This window comes from Microcoleus sp. POL10_C6 (assembly GCF_036701585.1).
In the GTDB taxonomy this organism is placed as follows: domain Bacteria; phylum Cyanobacteriota; class Cyanobacteriia; order Cyanobacteriales; family Microcoleaceae; genus Microcoleus.
Map to the genome: position 1 here is coordinate 23,947 of NZ_JAUBRB010000044.1, position 22,307 is coordinate 46,253.

Sequence of the window (22,307 nt, forward strand, 5' to 3'; positions counted from 1 at the left end):
TATGTTCAACTCATATCAAATCCGTTAGCATCGGAATAGTAAATTCGAGTTGAATGTTGACTGTTGACGGTTGACTGTTCACGGCGTCAACCGTCAACAGTCAACATTCAACATCATGTATGAGTGTAACCGGAAATGATATCAGCCCTAACTTACTTAAAAACTAAACTGCGTCCGCAAATTGCCCACAAAAATTGTCGGGTTGTTATCGAAATTGTTGGGATTGCCGATCGCATAAAATGCCGGCACGATCGAAACATGATCGGTCAGAGGGAAATAATAAGTTGCCTCAATTTCGTACTGCGTGCCACCGTTACCCCCGCCAGAAATCAGAAATCTCCGACCGCCAGTAAAGTCAAAAGGTACTAAATATGACACCGTAAGCAAAGCTCCTTCTTTGAACAAATCGGGAAATGCAAGTCCTAACTGATAAGATTGATTTTTGATCGTGCCGTCGGGTCGGTTAGTCTTGGGAAATATATTGGTTTCGGCGTAGCCGTAACGGCCGAAAAGACCAAAACCGCCAGTGACTGACCAATCGAAATTGAAACTATAAGTATTCGCAGTCGCATTCCCCAGGCGGCCACCAAAACCGTCATCTGCCACACCGTTTAACGGCTTGCTGTTAGGAGATCCAATTAAGCCGCCGATTTGCTGGATGTTGGAACGGCTGTACAAAAAGCGCAAATTAGTCCGATTGCTCGGACTGAATGTTAATTCTGCTGTAGTCGTATTTGTCCCATCAAACAATCCTTGAGACGGATTGGAAGCGGAATTAAATACGGAAGTGGGCAAAAATTCCGTACTCTCGCCCAAGTAGCCAAAACGCAGTTTCAATGCGCGACCGATATCCCACAAAACCACAGCACCGGCACCGCGTCGGGTAGCGCTTAACAAAGGGCTGTTGTTAGAATTAAAGCTGCTCGCACCGTCTACGAAAAAGTTAAATTTATTGTTGTCAAAGTAGCGGTAAAAATTAATCCGCGGCCCCACTACTACTTGCAAGCTGTTGCTAACAGGGAACCGATAGGAAAGTTCCCGCAGGATAACTTCATTGGGATTTGCTCCGGCAGTTTGATCGAGAAAAGGAGTGCCGAATGTATTGAAAAAACCCGTTGAAGTATACTGGTTGGCTGGGGAATTGCCGTTACCTACAGCTAGCTGTGTAATCAATTCGTCTTTCCCTGTAAAGGAAGTAGTGAGAGTCAACCAAACTAACTGACTGAAAGTGATTTCTGGATCATCGTCCACTCTCTGCACAATTGGTCTGTTGGTGACAGGATCGCGTCCGGCTACTCGATCGAGCGGAGCAGCATTTCCATTTGTTGCTTCAACTCGGACTCGATCGCCCGCAAAAGCTCCAGTCAGGTTAAACCAAGCAAATCCGTTTAGTTTAGTTGTCGTGGAAAATTGGTTGGCCTCCAATTCGGCAGTGCGGGCTTCTAAAGCATCTACTCTACCGCGCAATGTAGCTAATTCTGCTGCAAATTCTTCTTGCAATCTTTGCAAAGCAAGTAAATCTTCTCGCTTGACTAAATTACCAGTAGAACCGCCAATTTGTTTGGTGATTTGATCCAAGCAAGCGTTTAATCCGGCAGCAAATTCGTAGCGAGTCATGGCTCGATTGCCTCGGAATGTGCCGTCTGGATATCCCGCAATGCAGCCGTATCTTTCTACTAGGGATTGCAAGGCTTGAAAAGCCCAATCTGTCGGCCGCACGTCGGAGAGTTGGGAAACAGAGGTGACTTGTGCTGCGTCTTCTTGTATGCTGAGGTCATCAGCGCTGCCCGTCTCGCTGCTGATGTCGTCAACTTTGCTGGCTTCAGCAACTTGTTGAGACTGAGGAGAGTTTGCAATTTCTAACTTCTGTGGGGGCAATTCGCCAATTGCCTCCGTTATTTCTGGGGTTGTTGTTGCGCGATCGACTTTTGCTGCATCTGTGTCGGGTAAACCGCGATCAACTGTTGCTATATCTGTTTCGGGTAAAGCGCTATTTACCCAAGCTGCATCTGTTTCGGGTAAAGCACGATCGACTTTTGCTGCATCTGTTTCGGGTAAAGCACGATCGACTTTTGCTGCATCTGTGTCGGGTAAAGCGCGATCGACTGTTGCTATATCTGTTTCGGGTAAAGCGCTATTTACCCAATCTGCATCTGTTTGGGGTAAAGCGCGATCAACTTTTGCTATATCTGTTTCGGGTGAAGCGCGATCGACTGTTGCATCTGTTTCGGGTAAAGCGCTATTCACCCATGCTGCATCTGTGTCGGGTAAAGCGCGATCGACTCCTGAGTTAGCCTCTGCGGTGATCCTCGCTAACTGCGGTATCTCAATCTTACCTGCTGCCAGCGCTGCGTCTGGGGTAGCCCTAGGGACGGCACTCGCTTCTAGCGCAACTTCTGGAGTTGAGGTATCCTGAATTTGAGCTGTTGCTGCGATCGGCCCCAAAGGCACTGCCGCACCAGAAATCAAGAAAGACAGCCAAAAAGCTTTAACGGAGGTTGAATTATTCACCATACCACTCACACCATTTGTTGAAAATTAAATTTGGCCAATCTTAAACGATAAGCTTGCTTATAAATGTGTTTGGTTTAACAAATTCTTATAAATAGTTAAATTTATTTTAGGAAGCGAGCGATTCCCAATCACTAATGACTGAAGACTACTGACTCCTGACTAATTCCCCCAATGAAGTTTTTATTAGTTACAGATTTAGACAACACGCTAGTCGGAGATGACGAAGCAACTCAAGTTTTAAACCAGCGCTTGCAATCACAGCGATCGCAAATTTGTTTGGTTTACGCTACCGGGCGTTCTTATGCTTCAACTTGCGAATTAATTGCCCAAAAGCAACTGCTATCACCCGACTATTTGATCGCAGGTGTAGGTAGCGAAATTTACCAAGACGGAATCCTCGATTTAGATTGGGCGGAATATCTTTCTCAAGACTGGGATAAAATGGCGATCGCCTCTTTAGCGCAGCAGTTTTCCCAGCTCAAACCCCAATCCCTAAAAGAACAAAATCCTTGGAAAATCAGTTATTGTTTGGAACCAGGAGCAGAAAATAGCTCGACTGTCCAGGCTTTGCAGCAAAAGTTAACTGAATCGGGACTGCCAGCTCAAATCATTTTTAGCAGCAATAGTAATGTAGATATTTTACCACAAACTAGCAATAAAGGCAATGCCCTTGCTTATTTACAAAAGCGTCTACAAATTGCATCTGAGGCAACATTAGTTTGCGGTAATTCTGGCAATGATATCAGTATGTTTGACCAGGATGTCCGGGGAGTAATCGTCGCTAATGCTCTGTCAGAACTCTTAGAATGGCATCGCGAATGCGGCACTGAAAATCATTATTTAGCAGGTTCTGTTTGCGCTTGGGGAATCATGGAAGGAATGGCATATTTTTGGGAATTTTGATTGCCAAAAATTCGGTTTAGTTTGTAGTGATCACTGAAGTCCTCATACAAATCAGAAAACTGAAGTCCTCAGTACAAACGCACCCGAAGCACCCCAAGTCCTGTAAACCGTTAAAATCTGTTCAGCAATCTCAACCGCGTATCGATCGAACCTGCGAGTTGCGATAGCATCAGCGTGTACTGCTTTATCAAAGCTAATCGAACTTAACTTTAGTTAGCTCAAGCGAGTTGAAGTTTATTTCCTATCCCTGTTGGATACTCGGCTATCCCAAGATAAGTCGGCGATCCCCCGATCGCCAAAGGTTCTATAGTTAAGTTTAGCGCCTCAACCTAAATTACTCTCTCTAGAAGAAGTTATTTTTCTAGATCAAGAAGATATAGGTTTAGTCAACTATTTGCCCCTTTAGTTCAGTTCGCGAACGCACCGCCACATGGAACAAAATACTTTACCCGTAGAGGTGATTCTCTCTCACCCCCGCCAATATTTAGGTAGCATTCGGCTGGATTGGACGCCACAACCGGGGAACTATCTAGATTTAGAGGGACAAACCTACGCTGTATTGGAACGCCACCACCGCTATCAACTCAAATCCGGCCGCTACCGACTGCAAAAAATTGCCCTGTACGTGCAGTCGGCCACACCGCCGACGGAAAGAACTTTTGTAAGTGGCATCTGGGTTATCGGAGATGCTAGCTGTCGCTTTAATGCTCGATCGGAAATTCTGCGCTGTGCTGTCAATCCCAATGGCCCGTGCAACTGCTGCGGCGATTACCAAAAGTCTTGAATCATGGAGTCAGTACACAATTCCACCTCGCCCAACCGAGAGTGCCGAGAATCTCGGCGTCTCCCTCATTTACAAAAAACTATCAAAACCCACTAGCAACCCTCGAAGCGAATTTAACTTCTTCAGGCAGGGGGTAATCTATCTTCTGATAGCTGTGCAGCACGTCGCGAATGCCAGTATGAATCAAATTTTCTATGTGCAGCAACTGCTCAGAAGAACAGCGAACCTGAACTGTTTGGTTTGACACAGACTCGCCGGAGTCGATCGCAGTATATCTATTAGGAACTCGGCTGAGCACATAAGCAATTAAATCCTGTCGCAATCCCGAAGGCGAAAAAGCTTGTTGGTAGGGGTGCTTCGGATAAGACTCCAAGATAATTTCTACTTCCTCTGTTACTACAGCTAAGGTAATATTGACAAGATTTTTCTGCATTTTCCCTGTCCCCAAAGACTCGTTAACTAATATTTTTGTGCCCGTTCTCGATCTGGTCTGATTTCTCATGAATTTTAACCGGCTAATACCACCAATTGTTTTTCGGTCATCACCAGCTCAAACTCGGAACTTACCTCTTCTATAACCCGCAGCACGTAGCAGGGAATCTTGTCCGATAAAATAGCACTTGCCACCGTACCAGTGTGAATTTCTAAGACTGCTTCTGCAGCAGCTTCAAACATCAGTCGCTGTCCCGGAAACATCACTCTTTCAAAGTACCAATTAGGAATGTTACCAATCCGAAGCACCTGCACTAGGTTGGTAACATTTGCGTAATAGCACAGAATCTGGTTGTTACCTTTATAAGATAGCTGATCAGACATTTACAAAATCTCCACACTCTTTCAAAACTTACTGAGACTTGGCTTTGCCTGTTAGTGGCAATTGCGAGTTTTGCTCTTGATCAAACGACCAACTTATTTTTGGGGTGTTATTCGAGAGCACGAATCACATCTTCAGTTATTAATTTTTGTAGCATTGAGTTATCCTGCCAACACTTAGAGGTCGGGCACAGAAACTCCATTTTCCCGGTGAAAAACCCGGTTTGTTTGGTATGCAGGGCCTATATCCTGACTTATTAAGGTTGTTGTTCTGTTGCACCCGTTAATCGAAAATACCGTCACTTTCCCGAACTCTCCTGACAACAGATTCACTCTTTAGCAGCGGAATGGTGCTGAGAGCGCGATCGACCTTCTGATCCAGAGCTTGGGGTAAACTTTATCTAGAAAATATGAGGAAATTATGAAGACCATCATTTTTTTTGATAAATATACTTTTGCCGAAGCAGAGATTACAAGAGTTAGGCAAAAACCTGGTTTTTGAGCCAAAAACTTGGCTGCATCTGTGATCCTGGGTTAAAAAACCAGGTTTCTGAGGGAAATCTGCATAAATCTTGGATTAGCAGGTTGAAACGGAGTTTTTTAGCAAAAAACTTGGCTGCATCTGTGATTCCGGGTTAAGAAAAACCGTTCTTGAGGCAAGTGTTTGTAACTTCTGGAGGAGTTATTCTGCCTGTAAATACGGTGATCGCCGATCGGCTTTGCGGGTAACAAAAAACCCCGACTCCCTGGGATCATCTCTAGAACTTCTAGGGAATCAGAGTTTAAATTAACCAATCACCGATCGATCTCAAAGCTAAATCAAAAAAATGAGGAAATTATGAACATAGCCGGAAAAACTAGGAATTTCCTGGACGCATAAACGGGGTTTCATAACCTAATTGCGTAACTTTCGCAACAATCAAGAGAACGAGAAAGCGGATTTTCGATCGTCATCCGGCTTTAATGCCCCCTTGATTCTTCCGTCGGGCTGGGCCGACTTTGTTTGTCTAGTAGCGGTTTCAAATGCCGAGTTTGATATGGTATCTGCGATCGCCTTTTACCCCTGTTTACAGCAACGGTTCCCAACCCAGAATTTTCGCCACTTGCTGTGCCAAACTCAAAGGATCGAAAGGCTTGGCAATCACCCCCGCTACCCCCAAATCAGCAAATTCGCTCAAATCCATCGCCTGCACCTTAGCCGTCAGGAAAATCACCGGAATCCCCCGAGTAGCTACATTGTTTTGCAGCAAACCAAACAGAGTAAGTCCGTCCATATCCGGCATCATCACATCTAGCAGAATAGCGTCAGGAAGTTGAGTTTCAGCTAACAGCAATCCTTGGCTGCCGTCGGGCGCGCTTAGTACAATCCAGCCGCCTAAATGTTCCAGACAGGCCTGAATCACGCTGCAGAGGTTTTTTTCATCATCGATGACCAGAATGCGCTTTGCTGACATAATTAAAACTCAAATTTTAAATTAATTATGGTAAACTGAAAAAAACTTAAGCACCCTGCCTCATCAACTCGGCTTCTTCACAGATAGAGCAGAAGAAAGAAGCAATAAAATTAAGAGTTTCAGCAGTTAAGAACGTTCTAATCAAGCGGTTGGTATGTTGCCACTCACCTAGTGAAACCCTGAACATAAAAATCGACATATCAGCCTCCCAAAATCATCCTAACCGCGTGCGTTTCCAGAAACTTTAGCTTTCGCGAGTTCCGATCAAAGCAATCTCAAACCTCCAAACTTTTTCCCCCCTCGCCTTCCAACGGTGCAGGCACTGTGAAATAGAAACTGCTTCCTTCTGAGACAACACTTTCGGCCCAAATTCTGCCGCCGTGCTGCTGTACGATACTGCGACAGATAGCCAAACCCAAACCCGTACCTCCTTTTTGGCGGGAGTCAGAAGCATCGACTTGTTGAAACCGTCCAAAGATAGTTTCTAGTTTATCTGCTGGAATCCCCCGCCCTCGATCTTTGACTTCAAATAAAACCCGTGAAGCGTAGCTATCCCGTAGGGAATCGCCTAAATCTTCAACCCTGACAGTTACTGTACTCCCTGGAGCGGAGAATTTAATCGCATTGCTCAACAAATTTACCAGCAGTTGAACGATTCTGTCCGGGTCAGCCCAAATTTTTGCTGCATCGGGCAAAATCGACAAATCAATGTTATTTTCAGCAGCCAAAGAAAGTACAGCTTCTGCGGACTTCCGCATCAAAACCTGGGCATCGCACCACTGCTTGACGAGGATAACTTGACTCGAATCGAGCCGTTCTAAGTCGAGAATATCGTTTACCAAACGCACTAACCGTTCGGTATCGCTCGAAGCGATTTCTAACATCTGTTTGGCAGTTTCCGGTTTACTTTTCAGTACCCCCGCCGCCAGCAAACCTAAAGAACCGCGAATGGAGGCAAGTGGCGTTCGCAGTTCGTGGCTGACAATCGAAATAAACTCATTTTTCATTTTTTCAATGGCCCGACTTTCTGTGATATCTGTGACTGTGCCGACGTGACCAATTAGTTGAGATCTGTCGGAAAAAATCGGAGCTGTTGTAAGCCGACAAAACCGAATGGTTCCGTCTCGCTGGATGTGGCGGAATTCGCAGGAAAATTCCCCATCTAGCGATTGCGATTCTGACCACTTAGACAGAATTAGTTTGAGGTCTTTGCGGTGAACAAAGCGCATCCAGCCGTTTCCTAAAGCTGCTGCCGGTGTGAAGCCACCAATTGCTTGACAGCGAGGATTTGTATAGGTACATTTCCCCTCAGTATCGATTTTGAAAATGCCCACGGGGGAACTCTCGCTCAGAGAGCGAAATAAAGCTTCGCTTTCCCGGAGTTCTGCTTGAGAGCTTTCTAGTTCTCTGGTTCGCTGCAAAACTCGCATTTCTAACCGTTCGTTGAGCTGTTGGAGGGCTGCTTCAGCAAGTTTGCGATCGCTAATATCGCGGTGCACTGATACCCAGTGGGTAAACTCACCATTTTCGTCCGCTATGGGTACAATGCTCATTTCTACCCAAAATTCCGTCCCGTCTTTGCGGTAATTGATCGTGTCAACTCGCAGCGGCTGGCAGGTTTCCAAAGCTGTCCGGATTTGATCGAGACTGGCGCGGTCTGTTTTTTCTCCTTGCAAGATGCGCGGGGTTTTGCCCACAACTTCTTCTAGCGTATAGCCGGTCATCCGCGTGAAAGCTGGGTTGACATAAATAATTCGCGGGCCCGGTTCGTGAATCGGTTCAGCTTCGGTAATTAACACGGCGTCGTTAGTAGTGGTGACTGCTGATTCCAACAGGCGCAACTCTAATTCTCTAGCTTTGCGATCGGTAATTTCTGTAACTGTCCCCACCATCCGCACTGCATCGCCTGCTTCGTTGTAAAAAAACTTACCTTTCCCCTCAATCCAGTGAATGCTGCCGTCGGGCCAAACCACGCGGTATTCGTGATAGTAATCTGATCGCTGGGCGAGCACCTGATTTATAGCATTCTCCACACCTTTTAAATCTTCTGGGTGAACGCAAGCTACAAATATTTGATAAGTTCCGGCAAAAGTCCCCGGGGCCACCCCAAATAACTCTTCGTGTTCCCTCGACCAAACAATGCGATTTTTCTGCAAGTCCCAGTCCCAAAATCCGATTTTGGTAGCGGACAAAGCTAAGCTGAGCTGCTGATTGGTTTTCCGCAACTCCATGCTAGTAATCGCCACTCGAAGTTCTCGGGCTATTTCGATTTCGCATAGCTGCCAAGGCAAAGATTTTGACCTCACAGTTTCTTGCCACAACTCAAAGGAATTGCGAGGAGAAATCCCTCGGCTGTCATCCGGTTTAAATTCTATTTGCCCGTCGGGTTTACCAGCCCAGTTGACAGTTTGAATTGCTTCGGAACGGAACCACAAAATGTAATAATTGTGCATTTCGGACAGGGCGAGTACCAGCAAACCGCTAGCAACTTCTTTGTATTTCTCGGAGGGTGGATAGAGTTTCGAGAGAGAATCTGTATGGTAAACATCATTATTTATTTGAGTTTTGAGCCAAGCAATTAAGTCTTTACTTTCTACCAAGTCCGGCGTTTGGCCGATGGTTGTTAAATCTTCATTGGCACACACAACTCCACCGGTAGCGCCCACTAATGCTAGCAATTGATCTTGGGATTTCAGTAAACCTTCGACAAAGCTGTGTGATTGAGAGATATTGGCGACAAGTTTATGGCAAATCTCTTTTAAATAAACTGCATATTCCCGGTCTTCGCTATCTTGTTTGTAGGTAATTTCTAGATTCACAAACTTGGCGAGCAGTTCGCAAGCAGTTCTTGTTTTGTAGTTGACATACTTTCCTGTTGGGTGGTGACAGGCGATCAATCCCCAAAGTTTTCGATCTTTGATTAATGTCAATGTCATGCTAGCACCAACGTTCATATTTTTGAGATATTGAGCATGGCAAGGCGCAACTGTTCTCAACAAAGAGCAGCCCAGATCGAGGGGGCGATCGGTTAGAGGATTGCAGTGAGGAATTAGTTCTACAGGCTGACAGTTAATATCGGGAATAAACCGAATTAAATTCATGCTGAACAGGTTTCTGGCCTGGGGGGGAATATCGCCAGCCGGATAGTGCAGTCCCAATAAAGGAGCCAAACTTTCTACTTTGTCTTCGGCGACAACTTCCCCCGCACCGGTGGCATCAAATTTATAGACGATCGCTCGATCGAAACCGATCATCCTCCGCACTTCTTCAACTGCTGTCTGACACAGCACTTGCAGGTTTTGTGTTCTGTGGATTTTGTCGATCGGCTCTTGGACTAAATTATAACAATTGAAACAATCGCTCGTTTTTGGGGAAACAACCGACTCTAGTTCAACAATTAATGCTGAATTTGATTGATGTAGCGTCCCCTCAAAAAAAGACTTGCGGTCTTGACTTGTGAATGATAATCTGATACCGTTATGTTGTTGGTTGTTTTCAAATAAAGCTTTTTCAATAGCCTCAATTTCCTCAGTCTCGACAAATTCCTCTAAAAATTGCTCCAAAAGTTGTTCGGGGTAAAGCCCCATCGCCTCAAAAGTATTGTTGCTAACTTGCAAAATTTTCAACGCCGGAGATTCCAGCACCAAAAGGATGCCGTGAGGTTGAATCGAACCGGGGGCGTAAATTAGTTCGCAGTCGCTGTTATTTAGAGTGTTTGTGTCTGAGGGCAATGCCATTGCTTTCATCTGATTAATACTTCTCTAAATTAGCCTGTGTTCTTGATCAGCGGGCAAGCATCAATTAACAGCACCGCGTCGGAATCACACAATCTAATAATCCCAAGTCTTGGCTAAGGTTTCCTGATTTGTTTCGGCCACGCACTGCATATTTGCTTCTAGTTATCCCATTTTAAAAAAAAGAATACAACTGTAGGTACGTGCTCGAAACCCTTATCTCATCAGTCATTCCCTGTTCTTCAATTCTTAAATTCTTTAAATCTAAAATGGGATTAGCGCTGTGCCTGAGCCAGTCTGTTTCTGAGTTGAGTCCGCTCCAAACGATTCAGGAGGCGAGCAATTAATTCCGGTTTCACGATCGGCTTGTTCACGTAGTCGTCAGCACCTGCGACAAACATTTGGCGCACTATTTCCGATTCGGAATGAGCTGTCAAAAATAGCACGGGGAGCTTGCTCCAGCGCAAATCGTTGCGAACTGCCAAACACAGCTCGATACCGCTGTAACCGGGCATCTCCACATCTAAAATTAGCAAATCCGGACAAGTTGTTTCGAGTACCTCCCAGAACTTTTCGGGATCGTCCAATGTTGTTACTTGAAATCCCCAAGGTTGTAGAATAACTTGCAGTGCAGCCAATAGATGCACGTCATCGTCTACCACCATAACTTTAGCTTCAGCAGGGCCAGTCTGGTCGATTAATTGGGCGACTGCTTTGAGTATATCTGCTGGGGGTATAGATTTGTGTAAAAAGCCCGAAGCTCCCAAACGAGCAACTTCTATTCGATCGCTCAATTGATTGTACTCGCTAAAAACCATCACCGGAATTTCGGGCTTTTCACTGCGGAGTTCGGCTAAGAGAGAAAGTCCGTTTTCCTGAGATCTGGAAAATGTCAAATCCAGCAAAATCGCGTCGGGAGGCTGTTGAGAAATCGCATTTCTTGCCGCTTGCGGAGAGTTGGCGACTTCTATCTGGAAGCCGGAACCGGATGCTACTGTTTTCAGTCGATCGCTCCCAAAAGTATCATCATCAACAATCAGCATTCGGCGCTTTTGGGAAACCGCAGGAACCAAATCGCCTTCGGGTTCGGGCGACGGGCGATCGAATATCTGTTTTAGCTGATGCAGAAATCCCTCAATCTGCTGAGCAGTCCCCGGTTTCCAGATGTTTTCACCCTTAAACAAATGTTCGATCTGGCGCGCCACTTCCGAACCTTTCGGCAGCCCTAACGTTCCCAAAGAACCGACTAATTTGTGAGCTTGAGCCTGGGCTTCCTCGCGCAGTTCGCCCTCCAAGCTTCCCTTTTTCAGTTGAGCGATCGCGCGATCGAATATCGCCACCTTTTCTATAAAATTAGCTTTTAAATTTTCCCGCATTTGGGCAATCGCATTCAAGACTTTGAGACGGCGCTCGTCTTTGTTTAATTCCTGGCTAGACCCGCTGGATGCAGTAGATAAAGTCTCTTGAGTTTTAGCAGTTTCTGCCGTTTCCTGCCCAACTTGTTGGCTCTCAATCTCCTCCGGCAGACTTTTGAGCCGATAGCCCAATCCGTACACGGTTTCCACTAAATCTACAGTCATCCCGGCTGCTTTCAGCTTCTGCCGCAGCCCCTTGATGTGAGCGGTAACGGCTTCTTCTTGAGGAAATTCGCCGGCCGACCAAATGCGATCGAGGATAGCGCTGCGACTGAAAATGCGCCGAGGATTTCTCAGGAAAAGTTCGAGCAAATTGTACTCTTTGGGAGTCAAGTGCAGCACTTTTTCGGCATAAGTTACTTCCGTAGTGTCTGGGTTGACTTGCAGTTTTTCCCAGGTCAAATTTGTACTTGACAAAGTTGCCTTACCCCGGCGCAGCAAAGCCCGAATTCGAGCGATTAATTCTTCGAGATTAAAGGGTTTGACCACATAATCGTCTGCACCCGCCTCTAAACCTTGGACTCGATCGTTGCTGCTATCTAGCGCTGTCAGCAGTAAAATCGGCATTTGGCAGCCGGACGATCGCAATTTTCGACACAAACTAATGCCGTCGAGTTTAGGAATCAGCACATCCAAAACAATCAGGTCGTAATCGTATGCCTGCACCAAATGCAACGCTGTTTCACCGTCTGCTGCCGCATTCACATTGTAATTGTGAGAGTTCAGCGCTTGAGTCAGCAAACTGACTGTAACTGTGTCATCTTCTACCAGCAGGATTTTCATAAACGTCACCTGTCCTTCCAACTATTCTTGGAACTTTTTATCGGTTTTTGGGGCTAATTAAATAGCCTTTTTACAACTGAATTCAAAAAATCCCCACCTTCAGTATAACAAATACCATTCTTGAAATAGAATAATTGTCAATTATTATTTTGATTTTATTTGTTTTCCTCTCGAAATGTTTCATTAGATTGGGGCTGATATTTTATGGTTTTTTGTACTTCAGCGCCTGCTGAATCTTTTGAATCAAATATTGCGAGGAATCTTGATTGTTAACTAAGTCTTCCAACTCGGAGACCGCGACTTCGGTGTGTTCTATATCTCGAACTAAAGAATCAGCGGTAACACTTTTTATGACTCCCAAAGGTTCTTGGATAGCGGTCAACGAATTGAAATTCTTTTCCGCTATTAATTCTTCCAACTCTAATAGTGCCATTTCGGCGCGATCGATCTTGATAGTCACGGATTTAGCCACATTAGCACCCGCTCTTGCTGCCTCCGTGAGTTCGTGAACTCGAAGTTTAAATCGGCTAGCAATTTGCTCCATTTGAGTCCCCAATTCAAAAGTTTTACTTGCCAGTCTGCCAATTTCTAGACTCACTTTGCTCAGACCACTAGGCTGACTTCCCATTTGATTGGTAACTACAGCCACCTGTACTGCTAAATGCCTGACTTGTTCGATCGCCTCCCGGATGGTTCGGGAAGTGCGGTTAACCGTTTCTAAATCATTAGCTATTGCTTTGCCCACGCCCAAAATTTTATCTGTATTGTTGCAAATAGAATTAGCACCTTGAAAAGTAGCTTGAAATGCTTGGCGACCTTCCGAAGAAATCAGTTTCGCAATCCTTACAAATCGCTGATTCATTTGAGCGATTTCTTCAGCTTGCTTGACCAGTGCCACTTGCTGGGAACTAGGATTGGCATGGGAATTTTCTGTTTGACGTTGGTGGATTTTTAAAAGTTCATTACATTCGTGAAGCTTAGCCTGTTCTTGTTGAATTAGCGCCAAATACTTGTGTCTTTCCACTCGGTATTTTTGAATAGCTTTGTTGGCTTGTGCTAAAAGTTTTGACTGGGCAATTACCAGAGTATGAATGTTCAAAAGGCGGTGGCTATGGTCTTCCATTACCACAATAATCGGTTCATAAATTAAGTCTTTGTGCCTGTGGAAAGACGCTTGGACGGCATCGTCAATTTTCCAGTTTTCCGAAAGCAGCAAAGGCGGAATTCTAATAAAATCTAACAAGGCTCGAATCGGGTGTGACCCGTAAAGTTCTGCGCGATCGGGAAAACTCATTTGCTCTCGAAATTTGACGCGAGAAATCATGCCCAATACCTGTGATTCATGAGTAATAATGACTCCCGGCAGGTCTGGTTCTTGCTCAAATCTTTCAGCCACTACCTGTCCTAGAGTTGCAGCGCTCACTTGGAAGTCGTGACACGGCAGATGTCCGATCGTGAAATCGGGGGTGAGTTGAGTTGGATTGCTCATTTACCCGGATAGTGTTAAGTACAAGTTAACAAATTATATATTAATATTATACTGGAATAAGATTGTTTCAAGTAATAACAATGATAGGGAGAAATAAGCTCTCTGGCTCCGGGGCCTTCTATTACCTACTTTCTGACTACTGTCATCTCAAGTCTGTTGGATCGGCCGCACCTGTTGTGCCACGGGTTCCGTCCTCACAACAAGGGCATTCATATTTTGTTCTTTAAAACAACCGGGAAAATATCTAGATTGAAACCAAAAACCTTACATCGGACTTTGCCCCTAGCAACCTTTGAGGCTGCTTACCACTTGTTACAGCAAATGGCTGAACTCCCAGGGGCGATTTGGCTGACCGACGATGCGATGATCGCTGATTCTCACAATCTGGAAAATTCGTCGGAAAGGTTTGCAGCAGTGGTATCAGAGCATTTTAGCGCACTGCTGCGGGGCAATCTATTAGATGAGTTCGCAACAAACGGACACAAGCACAGCGAAAAAAATTTCCATTCGCAATTGAATGTGCAGTTGACTTTCGACCCCGGGGCGATCGCCGATTTCCTGTCTCCCCTCGCAGACAAACTCGCAGAAATAACGCCCGCACCCTCGTGGCAAATTGACATTCGCGCCCTCAAACAAGCAATTAAAAATATACAGACTAACTCGGCCGTTCTTCAAAGCGAATTCACCCTAAATTTGCTGGATATTCTCGCTGCCAATGCCAGCCCAAATAATCGCCCGCCCCTACACAGCCAAACAGAAATAGAGGGAAAATCCGCGCCCAAAGTTATAGATCCCGAAACGCTACAAAGCCAGATTGCTGAAGCCGTCAATCAATTACAAATTGCCAGTCCCTGTATTTCATTTTGTCAGCCAGTAGAAGATGCTTTGCAGCAGCAGCTCGAACAAGAGCGACTTTTGAATCAGGTCACAACTCAAATCCGCCAGAGTTTGGAATTGCCTGTAATTTTGTCAAAAGCAGTCGAGCAAGTGCGAGAGTTTTTGGAGGTCGATCGCCTGTTAATTTATCAATTTGAAAAAGTGCCAGCACCGCACAAGATCCAGTTAGCGAAAGAAAGACCTACGGCGGTTTCTGGGTCTGGCGAAATCCCAGAAAATTCCGGGTCTTACTTGTATTTAGGTCGCGTTACCTACGAAGCTTTAGCCAATGACGCTATCTCGTCTGTACTGAATTTTAGTGATGGCGCGCAATGTTTTACCAATGGAGTCATTGACCGAGAGAAATATCGCAAAGGTTTGGCTTTGTGCGTCGCGGATGTGGAAACAACTTACTCTTCGCAGCCTTGTTTTTTAGAGTTGATGCGGCGGGCCAAGGTGCGGGCAAAGTTGCTAGTGCCGATCGTAGTTCAAGATGACTTGTGGGGGCTGCTAATTGCCCACCAGTGTACTTTTCGGGAGTGGGAAGAAAGCAAAAAAACTTTTTTGCGACAAATAGCAGAACATTTGGCGATCGCCATTTACCAAGCCGAACTTTATGCACAAGTCCAGCAGCAAAAGCGCACCTCAGAACAGCGCGTAATAGAGCGCACGCGAGAACTGCGCGATGCACTGGTCGCCGCCCAGTCTGCCAGCCTCGCCAAGAGCGAATTTTTGGCAGCTATGAGCCACGAATTGCGGACTCCTCTCACTTGCGTCATCGGCATTTCCGACACGCTACTGCGGTGGTCTTACGGCAAAGTTGGCAGCAAAGAAGTGCCGATACAAAAGCAGCGGCAGTACCTGCAAACTATCCGAGACAGCGGCGACCACTTATTAGAATTGATTAACGATATTTTAGATTTATCGCAAGTAGAAGCGGGAAAAGCAATATTAAAAATTAGTGAATTTTCACTTTCTAAATTAGCTTCTCAGAGCCTGCACGCCCTCAAAGAAAAAGCGGTTGCTAAAGGCGTGGAACTGCTGCAAGAACAGCGGATAAAACAAGAGTGCGATCGCTTCATCGCTGACCCGCGCCGCTTGAGACAAATTCTCTTCAATCTTATAGGAAATGCGATTAAGTTTACTCCCAAAGGCGGGCGAGTCATCCTACGAGTTTGGGTGACAGAAGATCAAAATCGAACGCCGGCATTCCGGCAGGCCGGTACTGCACCTGCTGGCAGTACCGCTGTTTTTCAAATCAAAGATACTGGCATTGGAATTCCCGAAAATCAGCGATCGCTGTTGTTTCAAAAATTCCAGCAGTTGGATTCTCCCTACCGCCGCGAATACGGCGGCACCGGTCTGGGATTGGCTTTAACTAAACAGTTAGTAGAGCTTCACGGCGGTGCGATCGAAGTCAACTCTAAAGTTGATGTCGGTTCTACTTTTACCGTTTTTATACCCATCCAAAGTATAACCAAAGATGAATCCACCAAATTCACATATGAAAAATCTAATTCATCTTTACCGCTGCATTATTCCTCGCGGGGCAGCCTCGTACTCGTGGAAGAAGATGAAGAAACTGCTATGCTGATTTGCGATATCCTGACAGCCGCAGGACTGCAAGTGGTGTGGATGATTGAAGGTTCTGCGGCGGTGGAGCAAATTGAACTTTTGCAGCCGAATGCTGTGATTGTCGATATGCGTTTGCCCGGTATGAATGGCTGCGAAATAATTCACCAACTGCGCCAAAAACCCGCTACTGAAAATATCAAGATTCTAGCTTTAAGCGCTAATGAAATTCCGCCAGATCGGATATCTTTCGTGACGGCGGGAGCTAACGATTGTTTGACTAAACCGATTCATCCTGAGCAATTGCTTGACAAAATTATTTCTTTAATGGCCGGTACGGGTAATGGGTAATACAATTTTAGATTTTAGATTTTAGATTTTAGATTTTGGAATGACTCATTGGATATGGGTTGGGATCTGGTCTACAGTTACATTCTTTTTTTTGAACTGGTATAATTTGTAATTCCCAATTACCAATTCCCCATCCCCAATTCGCTATGATTAATTGTCAAATTCCTACAGGATTAATTGTTTCTTGTCAAGCACCTGCTGATTCGCCGCTGCACGATCCGATCGTAATTGCGGCAATGGCTCAAGCCGCCATCAATCGAGGTGCATCGGGCGTGCGGATTGACACTCCGGCTCACATTGCAGCGGTGCGAAAACAGATATCCGCTCCCATAATTGGGATTTGGAAGCAGCAATTGCCGGGATGCGAGATTTACATTACTCCTCGGTTTGAAGACGCGCGGGCGATCGCCGATTCTGGAGCCGATATTATCGCGGTTGATGCTACTCTGAGAAACCGTCCTGCTGGCGGGGAAGATTTAAAGACATTAATCGGGCGAATTCACAGTGAATTGGGTAAATTAGTGATGGCGGATGTAGATACAATAGAAGCTGCGATCGCGGCAGCCGAAGCTGGTGCAGATACTGTAGCAACTACTCTTTTTGGCTACACTGCTCAGACGGAAAATTTTTCGCCGCCGGGATTTGATTTGCTTGCGGAAATGGTAGAAAAGCTTAAGGTTCCCGTTATCTGCGAAGGCGGGATATCGGGGCCGGAAATGGCTAAAAAAGCCTTGGATTTAGGAGCGATGGCTGTTGTTGTGGGGACAGATATTACTGGGATTGATCTTAAGGTGACAGCCTATAAGTCGCTGATGGGGAAGTAAGTTCGGCAACGGATGTAACGGATGTAACGGATGTAACGGATTGAAGGAAGTTCGGCAACGGATTGTTTAACGGATGTAACGGATGTAACGGATTGAAGGAAGTTCGGCAACGGATGTAACGGATGTAACGGATTGAAGGAAGTTCGGCAACGGATTGTTTAACGGATGTAACGGATTGAAGGAAGAAGGGAGAAGAAATATTGGGCGATAGAAATGGCTTGTAGGCACAGGAAACGCGCCTGCTAAGGGTGGGAAATATCGGGCGATTTCTATCGCCCTTTATCAGGGGAAGTTACTAAATCAGTGCGCCGTTGATAAAGCTGCTAACTACAGCCAAGGCGATCGCCCCCAGTACCGCGCTCCAAAGGCCCATCCGCAAACTAAATCCTTCCACTAACTTCGCAGCCGAGGCAAAAACAATCACGTTCATGACAAAAGCAAACGCGCCGGAAAGCAATCCCAGCGTCAGTAGGTTCGGCACGAAAAAAACTGCTTTCAGAATTGGCAAAATTAAAACATTCAACATTCCCAAAACCGCAGCGGAAATTACTGCTTTCGGTGTGCTGTCAATTTCTACGCCGATCGGCAGTTGAGAAATTAGCAGTAAGCTGCTACCCGTCACGAGCCAAGCAATCAAAAAATCGATCGGTTCCACAGCGCCCCTACCTCCTTAACAGTTGAATTGTCAAAAAAACTTGATATTTAACATACATCTTATATATCTTAATTAAACAATCCGGCTGATTCGTCTGCCAATCGACAGAATTTATGTCTGTTACTAAAGAGTTAGGAGTTATAATCCCTGTAATCATCTGCCCAATCATCCGGATGGGAACCGTATCAACCTGTTAGTTGAATAAAAAGAGCAGATTAATTAATATGGCTGGCGATTTTTCTTTTAACTCTAAAATCCGATTCGACAAAAATGGCTTGGACAATGCTTCACGGCAACGCAGCCGATCGCTCCAAGTTATGATTTTTATGCTGATCGTCACTTCCTTGATGGCGCTACCAATATTTCGTCTAGCCGAATTGCAACTGGTACAGGGAGCCTACAACCGACAGCGGGCGGAAAATAACCGCATTCGCCCTGTTTCAGTCCCAGCGACTCGCGGTCAAATTTTAGACCGCAACGGCAAAATTTTTGCCGCCAGCCGCGTATCTCGATCGGTCTATGTGTGGCCAAAAGAGCGATCGGCTAAGGAGTGGCAAGAGATCGCTGCTACACTGGGCCCGATCGTCAAACTTCCGCCAGCCGAAATTATCAAAAAAATCGATGTAGCTGGCTACCGATCAGCCCTGCCAGTGCGAATTAGTAAGGATATTGATGTCGGTACTTTCGTCGCTTTGGGAGAACAAGCTAATACTTTGCGGGGAGTTGAAATTCGCGTAGAATCGAGCCGAGACAATCCCCACCAGCAATTAGCAGCTCACCTTTTGGGATACGTCGGCGAAGCTAGTTTAGAGCAATTAAAAGCTAATCCTGCATATCCGATGGGGATGCTCGTCGGTCAAATGGGAGTTGAAAAATTAGCCAATTCAACTTTAGAGGGCGTTTGGGGAAACCGTTTAATCGAGGTGAATGCTAAGGGCGAAGAAATCCAAGATTTAGGTGTAAAAGACCCTATTCCCGGCAAACCGGTGCAGCTAACTTTAGATTTAGATATGCAGAAAACTGCGGAAAAAGCTTTGGGCGATCGCCTGGGTGCAGTTGTGGCGATCGACGTAAAAACCGGAGCTCTTTTAACAATGGCTAGTTGGCCGACATTTGACCCCAATATTTTCACCCGCAAGGTGACTCAAACAGAATGGGATCGACTGCAAGGGCCAGAAAAACCGTTTTTAAATCGAGCAGTTCAAGGTTATCCAGTCGGTAGCACTTTTAAAATTGTCACTGCTATAGCCGGGATGGAGTCTGGCAAGTTTTCTCCTGACTCGACTTTAGGAACTTCTTCGTCAATTAACATCGGCGGAATTTCTTTTAACGAACACAGCGGCGGTTACGGCGTTATCGGTTTCCGCGATGCTTTAGCCTACAGCAGCAATACGTTTTTCTATCAAGTAGGTATGGCTGCAGGCCCCGAAGAAATGGCGAAAGCAGCTAAAAAAATGGGTATTGGCGGTACTATTAATTTAGATCTTTTGGGGTTAGAATCCGCCAATCACGGTCAAGTTCCGATACCCGCAGAGAAACAGAAAATGTATGGGGAAGATTGGTACGTTGGCGATACAGTAACGATGTCGATCGGTCAAGGTTTGGTACTTTGTACTCCCCTAGAATTGGCTGTGATGGTGTCAACTGTTGCTAATGGCGGTTATCGAGTTCAGCCGCATTTATTGGCTTCTCAAACCAACACTCCTATTACCCAAAAAGTTCCCACAGGTATTAAGCCTGCAACTTTGAATGTTGTTCGCCAGGGATTGATTGACGTGGTGAAAAAAGGTACCGGCAAACGCATGAATGATGGTACTATTCCTTTAAGTGCTGGTAAGACTGGGACGGTGGAAATGCCCGGTCATCCTGACAATTCTATGTATGTGGGTTTTGCTCCTGCTGACAAACCGGAAGTTGCGATCGCAGTTATAGTTGAAGGCGGCGGATTTGGTTCTGTATCGGCGGCACCAATTGCTCAAGAGGTATTTAGAACCTATTTTCAAAAGCAGGGTTTTAAACCTACTAATAAGCCTCTATAGTCATTAGTTAATTATTAACTGTTGACTGTTGACTGTTCTCATTTTGTCCCATAGTTCGATCGCACTATTCTTGATATCTGGGAAAAGTGCGATCGATCAAAAATTTTCCCCTACCAACCGTCTCACTTCCAAAGTCGATAAATTCATCATTGGCGCCACCTGTTCCAGATTCCTCCCAGAATTTAAGAGTTGAGTTACGAGCGATCGCAAAGCTGACTCCGCTGCCAGTCGTGCTTGTTGCTCCCCCAGTCGTCCCAGGTTCTCTTCCTTGTGAGTCTTCAAAAACTCACCCGTTTCAGGAACTCTAAACCTCAATTCTCCTGAAATTATATGCAATTCCAGTCCCAGCACTTCACTGAACAACCACAGCGTATCGAAAGCGATATTGTTGGCTGCAATCGGCTCGTACTGATTATTTATCAAACGTACTCCCTGTAAAATCGGATTCAGATAATCTCCCGACGGATCGTACTGAAAATATTCCCTAACTCCCAAAGCCCGATAAATTTCCGGTTTAATTTCTTGGTCTTTCGTCTGAGTTGTTTCCGAAGTAATTTCTAGGACAAAATCTGGAGTAATTCCCCCTTCTTCCCAAACTTTATAATTATCCCTTTTGCGGTTGGCTACTCCAAACACCACATAAACATCCGGGACCACAACTGCCTGATTGTTCCCTTCTTCATAATATATGAAAGAATTGGCTGACACATAAACATCAGAACGTTCTTGAAAGTAAAGCTTGACCGCTTCAATGCTGTAAGTAATGTAATCGCGCGTGATGTCGCTTTCAGCCATCGGCTCTCCGTCGCTGCTGGGATATTCAATTTCTAGTTGTTCGACTTGAGTTAAAATTGTCATTTTTCAATTTTCCTCAAACGTTATTAATTGAATGGTAGCATTCTGTCGGAGTTTGGAAAAGTTCGATATTTCTCAAACAAATCAACAGCCATAAGGTATGCAGGCAACACCCTACATAATTAGGTTCTGCGTCCTGGACTGTAAGGCTGGTAAGATGGTGTACAGATACAGACTATTTAAATTCTAATTAATCCCTCTGTCTAAAATAATCATTTCCGAACCAACAACCGGACTTCTAGCTATTAACTTTCCTTCCATGTTGGCAATTTCTAACTTGCTGAAATCGAGTGAGTTAGCCTCCTTCCACATCTTCTTTGCTAGTTGATTTTGCTCAACTTCGCTGAGTTTGTACCAATCTTCAGCGACTTTTACTGTCAAAATGCTGCTGGAAAAATTAGCTTGAACAGACTCAACTAAACCGCCGCCCAGTCGATTCTTAATGTCAGTAACTTGATTTTGAATCGCAGCAATCAGAGACTGTTCGGGCGTCAGCGGTGGCGGTGGGATAAGTTCTACTTGTTGGGGTTTTTCTGGAGCCACTAAATCGGGCAACTTGCTTTTGAATTTAGTAGAGATTGGCTCAGATGGTACGATCGCCTCTGGCGATTTTGGCGTTCCCGATGCCATAAAATCACCAAACGTTGGCGGCGACTGCTGCGCTGCTGGCAAAGGCACTTTTGCTACTTTCTCCGGCGGTTTTGCTGAGAAACTGTTGAAAGTTACACCGACTACAACGATAAGAGTTGCTGCTATGGCGGCGTTTAAAATTGGATCGGACAGCTTCTCGTTGGCAGATGGTGGCAGTAGCGATCGCACTAGCCGTACAATACTTTGCCAAAGTACACCAATGTTCTCTAAAAAACTCCCTTCCCTGCGTTGGGATACAGGCTTTTTATCAACTTTTACAGCAACTTTTGGCGGCACGCTGTTAACTTCCACAGCAACAGCGGGAGGAGTTACTGTTGCTGAGTCAGAAGCGGTGGGCGCGATCGGCTTTTGGGCCTGCAACGGGGGTTCTGCTGCTAATTTTTTGCCTTTTTTTCCCAAATTCCCAATCGAGGCCATCAAAGCTTTGATTGTCTGATTTTTGGGAACAGCGCTGCTGGCATTTTGAGTTTTGCTGCCAGTGGGGGCAGACTTTGCAGCCGAATCAACCTGCGGTGTCGGAGATTGAGAGGGTTCTGGAGTTGACTGGTTTAGTTGTTCTTCTGACATTTTCTCTGCTTTGGGGCGTTGCAAATAT

Annotated in this window: 15 protein-coding genes; 5 read left to right on the plus strand and 10 right to left on the minus strand. The window is 45.5% G+C overall.

The annotated features are described in order from the left end of the window. Positions 1-156: 156 nt before the first annotated feature. Positions 157-2,514, minus strand: a complete 2,358-nt coding sequence (locus QUA34_RS21705) for an iron uptake porin (RefSeq protein WP_333389205.1) — start codon at positions 2,512-2,514, stop codon at positions 157-159. A 171-nt stretch (positions 2,515-2,685) separates the two neighbouring features. Here QUA34_RS21705 and QUA34_RS21710 point away from each other — a divergent pair, with 171 nt between their 5' ends. Together QUA34_RS21710 and QUA34_RS21715 are read left to right on the plus strand one after the other, a co-directional pair. After that, positions 2,686-3,417: a sucrose-phosphate phosphatase gene (locus tag QUA34_RS21710; protein WP_333389206.1), complete on the plus strand. Its 732-nt coding sequence runs from the start codon at positions 2,686-2,688 to the stop codon at positions 3,415-3,417. 430 nt (positions 3,418-3,847) lie between these two features. Beyond that, complete coding sequence (locus tag QUA34_RS21715; RefSeq protein ID WP_333323437.1) at positions 3,848-4,201, plus strand: DUF6464 family protein; 354 nt, start codon at positions 3,848-3,850, stop codon at positions 4,199-4,201. A gap of 82 nt (positions 4,202-4,283) precedes the next feature. Here QUA34_RS21715 and QUA34_RS21720 read toward each other — a convergent pair whose 3' ends face one another. The 6 genes from QUA34_RS21720 to QUA34_RS21745 all read right to left on the minus strand — a co-directional run bounded on the left by QUA34_RS21720 (position 4,284) and on the right by QUA34_RS21745 (position 13,889). Next, positions 4,284-4,634: a late competence development ComFB family protein gene (locus QUA34_RS21720; protein WP_333323439.1), complete on the minus strand. Its 351-nt coding sequence runs from the start codon at positions 4,632-4,634 to the stop codon at positions 4,284-4,286. A gap of 74 nt (positions 4,635-4,708) precedes the next feature. Further along, positions 4,709-5,017 carry a DUF1830 domain-containing protein gene (locus QUA34_RS21725; RefSeq protein ID WP_333323441.1) on the minus strand — a complete coding sequence of 103 codons (309 nt, stop codon included), beginning with the start codon at positions 5,015-5,017 and terminating at the stop codon, positions 4,709-4,711. A gap of 1,064 nt (positions 5,018-6,081) precedes the next feature. Next, on the minus strand, positions 6,082-6,468 hold the full coding sequence (locus QUA34_RS21730) for a response regulator (RefSeq protein WP_333323443.1): 387 nt from the start codon (positions 6,466-6,468) through the stop codon (positions 6,082-6,084). A gap of 275 nt (positions 6,469-6,743) precedes the next feature. Then, positions 6,744-10,214: a PAS domain S-box protein gene (locus QUA34_RS21735; RefSeq protein ID WP_333389207.1), complete on the minus strand. Its 3,471-nt coding sequence runs from the start codon at positions 10,212-10,214 to the stop codon at positions 6,744-6,746. Between the two features lie 263 nt (positions 10,215-10,477). Next, positions 10,478-12,400 carry a response regulator gene (locus QUA34_RS21740; protein WP_333323447.1) on the minus strand — a complete coding sequence of 641 codons (1,923 nt, stop codon included), beginning with the start codon at positions 12,398-12,400 and terminating at the stop codon, positions 10,478-10,480. Positions 12,401-12,602: 202 nt separating this feature from the next. Continuing rightward, a complete protein-coding gene (locus QUA34_RS21745; protein WP_333389208.1) occupies positions 12,603-13,889 on the minus strand; it encodes a chemotaxis protein in 1,287 nt (428 codons plus the stop codon). A gap of 249 nt (positions 13,890-14,138) precedes the next feature. Here QUA34_RS21745 and QUA34_RS21750 point away from each other — a divergent pair, with 249 nt between their 5' ends. Next, positions 14,139-16,688 (plus strand): ATP-binding protein, encoded by a 2,550-nt coding sequence (locus QUA34_RS21750; protein ID WP_333389209.1) that lies wholly within the window; start codon positions 14,139-14,141, stop codon positions 16,686-16,688. A gap of 146 nt (positions 16,689-16,834) precedes the next feature. Beyond that, positions 16,835-17,512 (plus strand): N-acetylmannosamine-6-phosphate 2-epimerase, encoded by a 678-nt coding sequence (locus QUA34_RS21755; protein ID WP_333389210.1) that lies wholly within the window; start codon positions 16,835-16,837, stop codon positions 17,510-17,512. A 295-nt stretch (positions 17,513-17,807) separates the two neighbouring features. On the opposite strand, the gene QUA34_RS21760 is transcribed toward QUA34_RS21755, so the two are convergent. Further along, on the minus strand, positions 17,808-18,167 hold the full coding sequence (locus tag QUA34_RS21760; protein WP_333052282.1) for a phage holin family protein: 360 nt from the start codon (positions 18,165-18,167) through the stop codon (positions 17,808-17,810). A 224-nt stretch (positions 18,168-18,391) separates the two neighbouring features. On the opposite strand from QUA34_RS21760, the gene mrdA reads away from it, so the two are divergent. Next, positions 18,392-20,206, plus strand: coding sequence for a penicillin-binding protein 2 (mrdA, locus tag QUA34_RS21765; RefSeq protein WP_333389211.1), 1,815 nt, complete (start codon positions 18,392-18,394; stop codon positions 20,204-20,206). 96 nt (positions 20,207-20,302) lie between these two features. Here the strand turns inward: mrdA and QUA34_RS21770 are convergent, their stop codons facing one another. Further along, positions 20,303-21,064, minus strand: coding sequence for a Uma2 family endonuclease (locus QUA34_RS21770; RefSeq protein WP_333389212.1), 762 nt, complete (start codon positions 21,062-21,064; stop codon positions 20,303-20,305). Positions 21,065-21,247: 183 nt separating this feature from the next. Further along, positions 21,248-22,279, minus strand: a complete 1,032-nt coding sequence (locus tag QUA34_RS21775) for a hypothetical protein (RefSeq protein ID WP_333323459.1) — start codon at positions 22,277-22,279, stop codon at positions 21,248-21,250. Between the last annotated feature and the right edge of the window lie 28 nt (positions 22,280-22,307).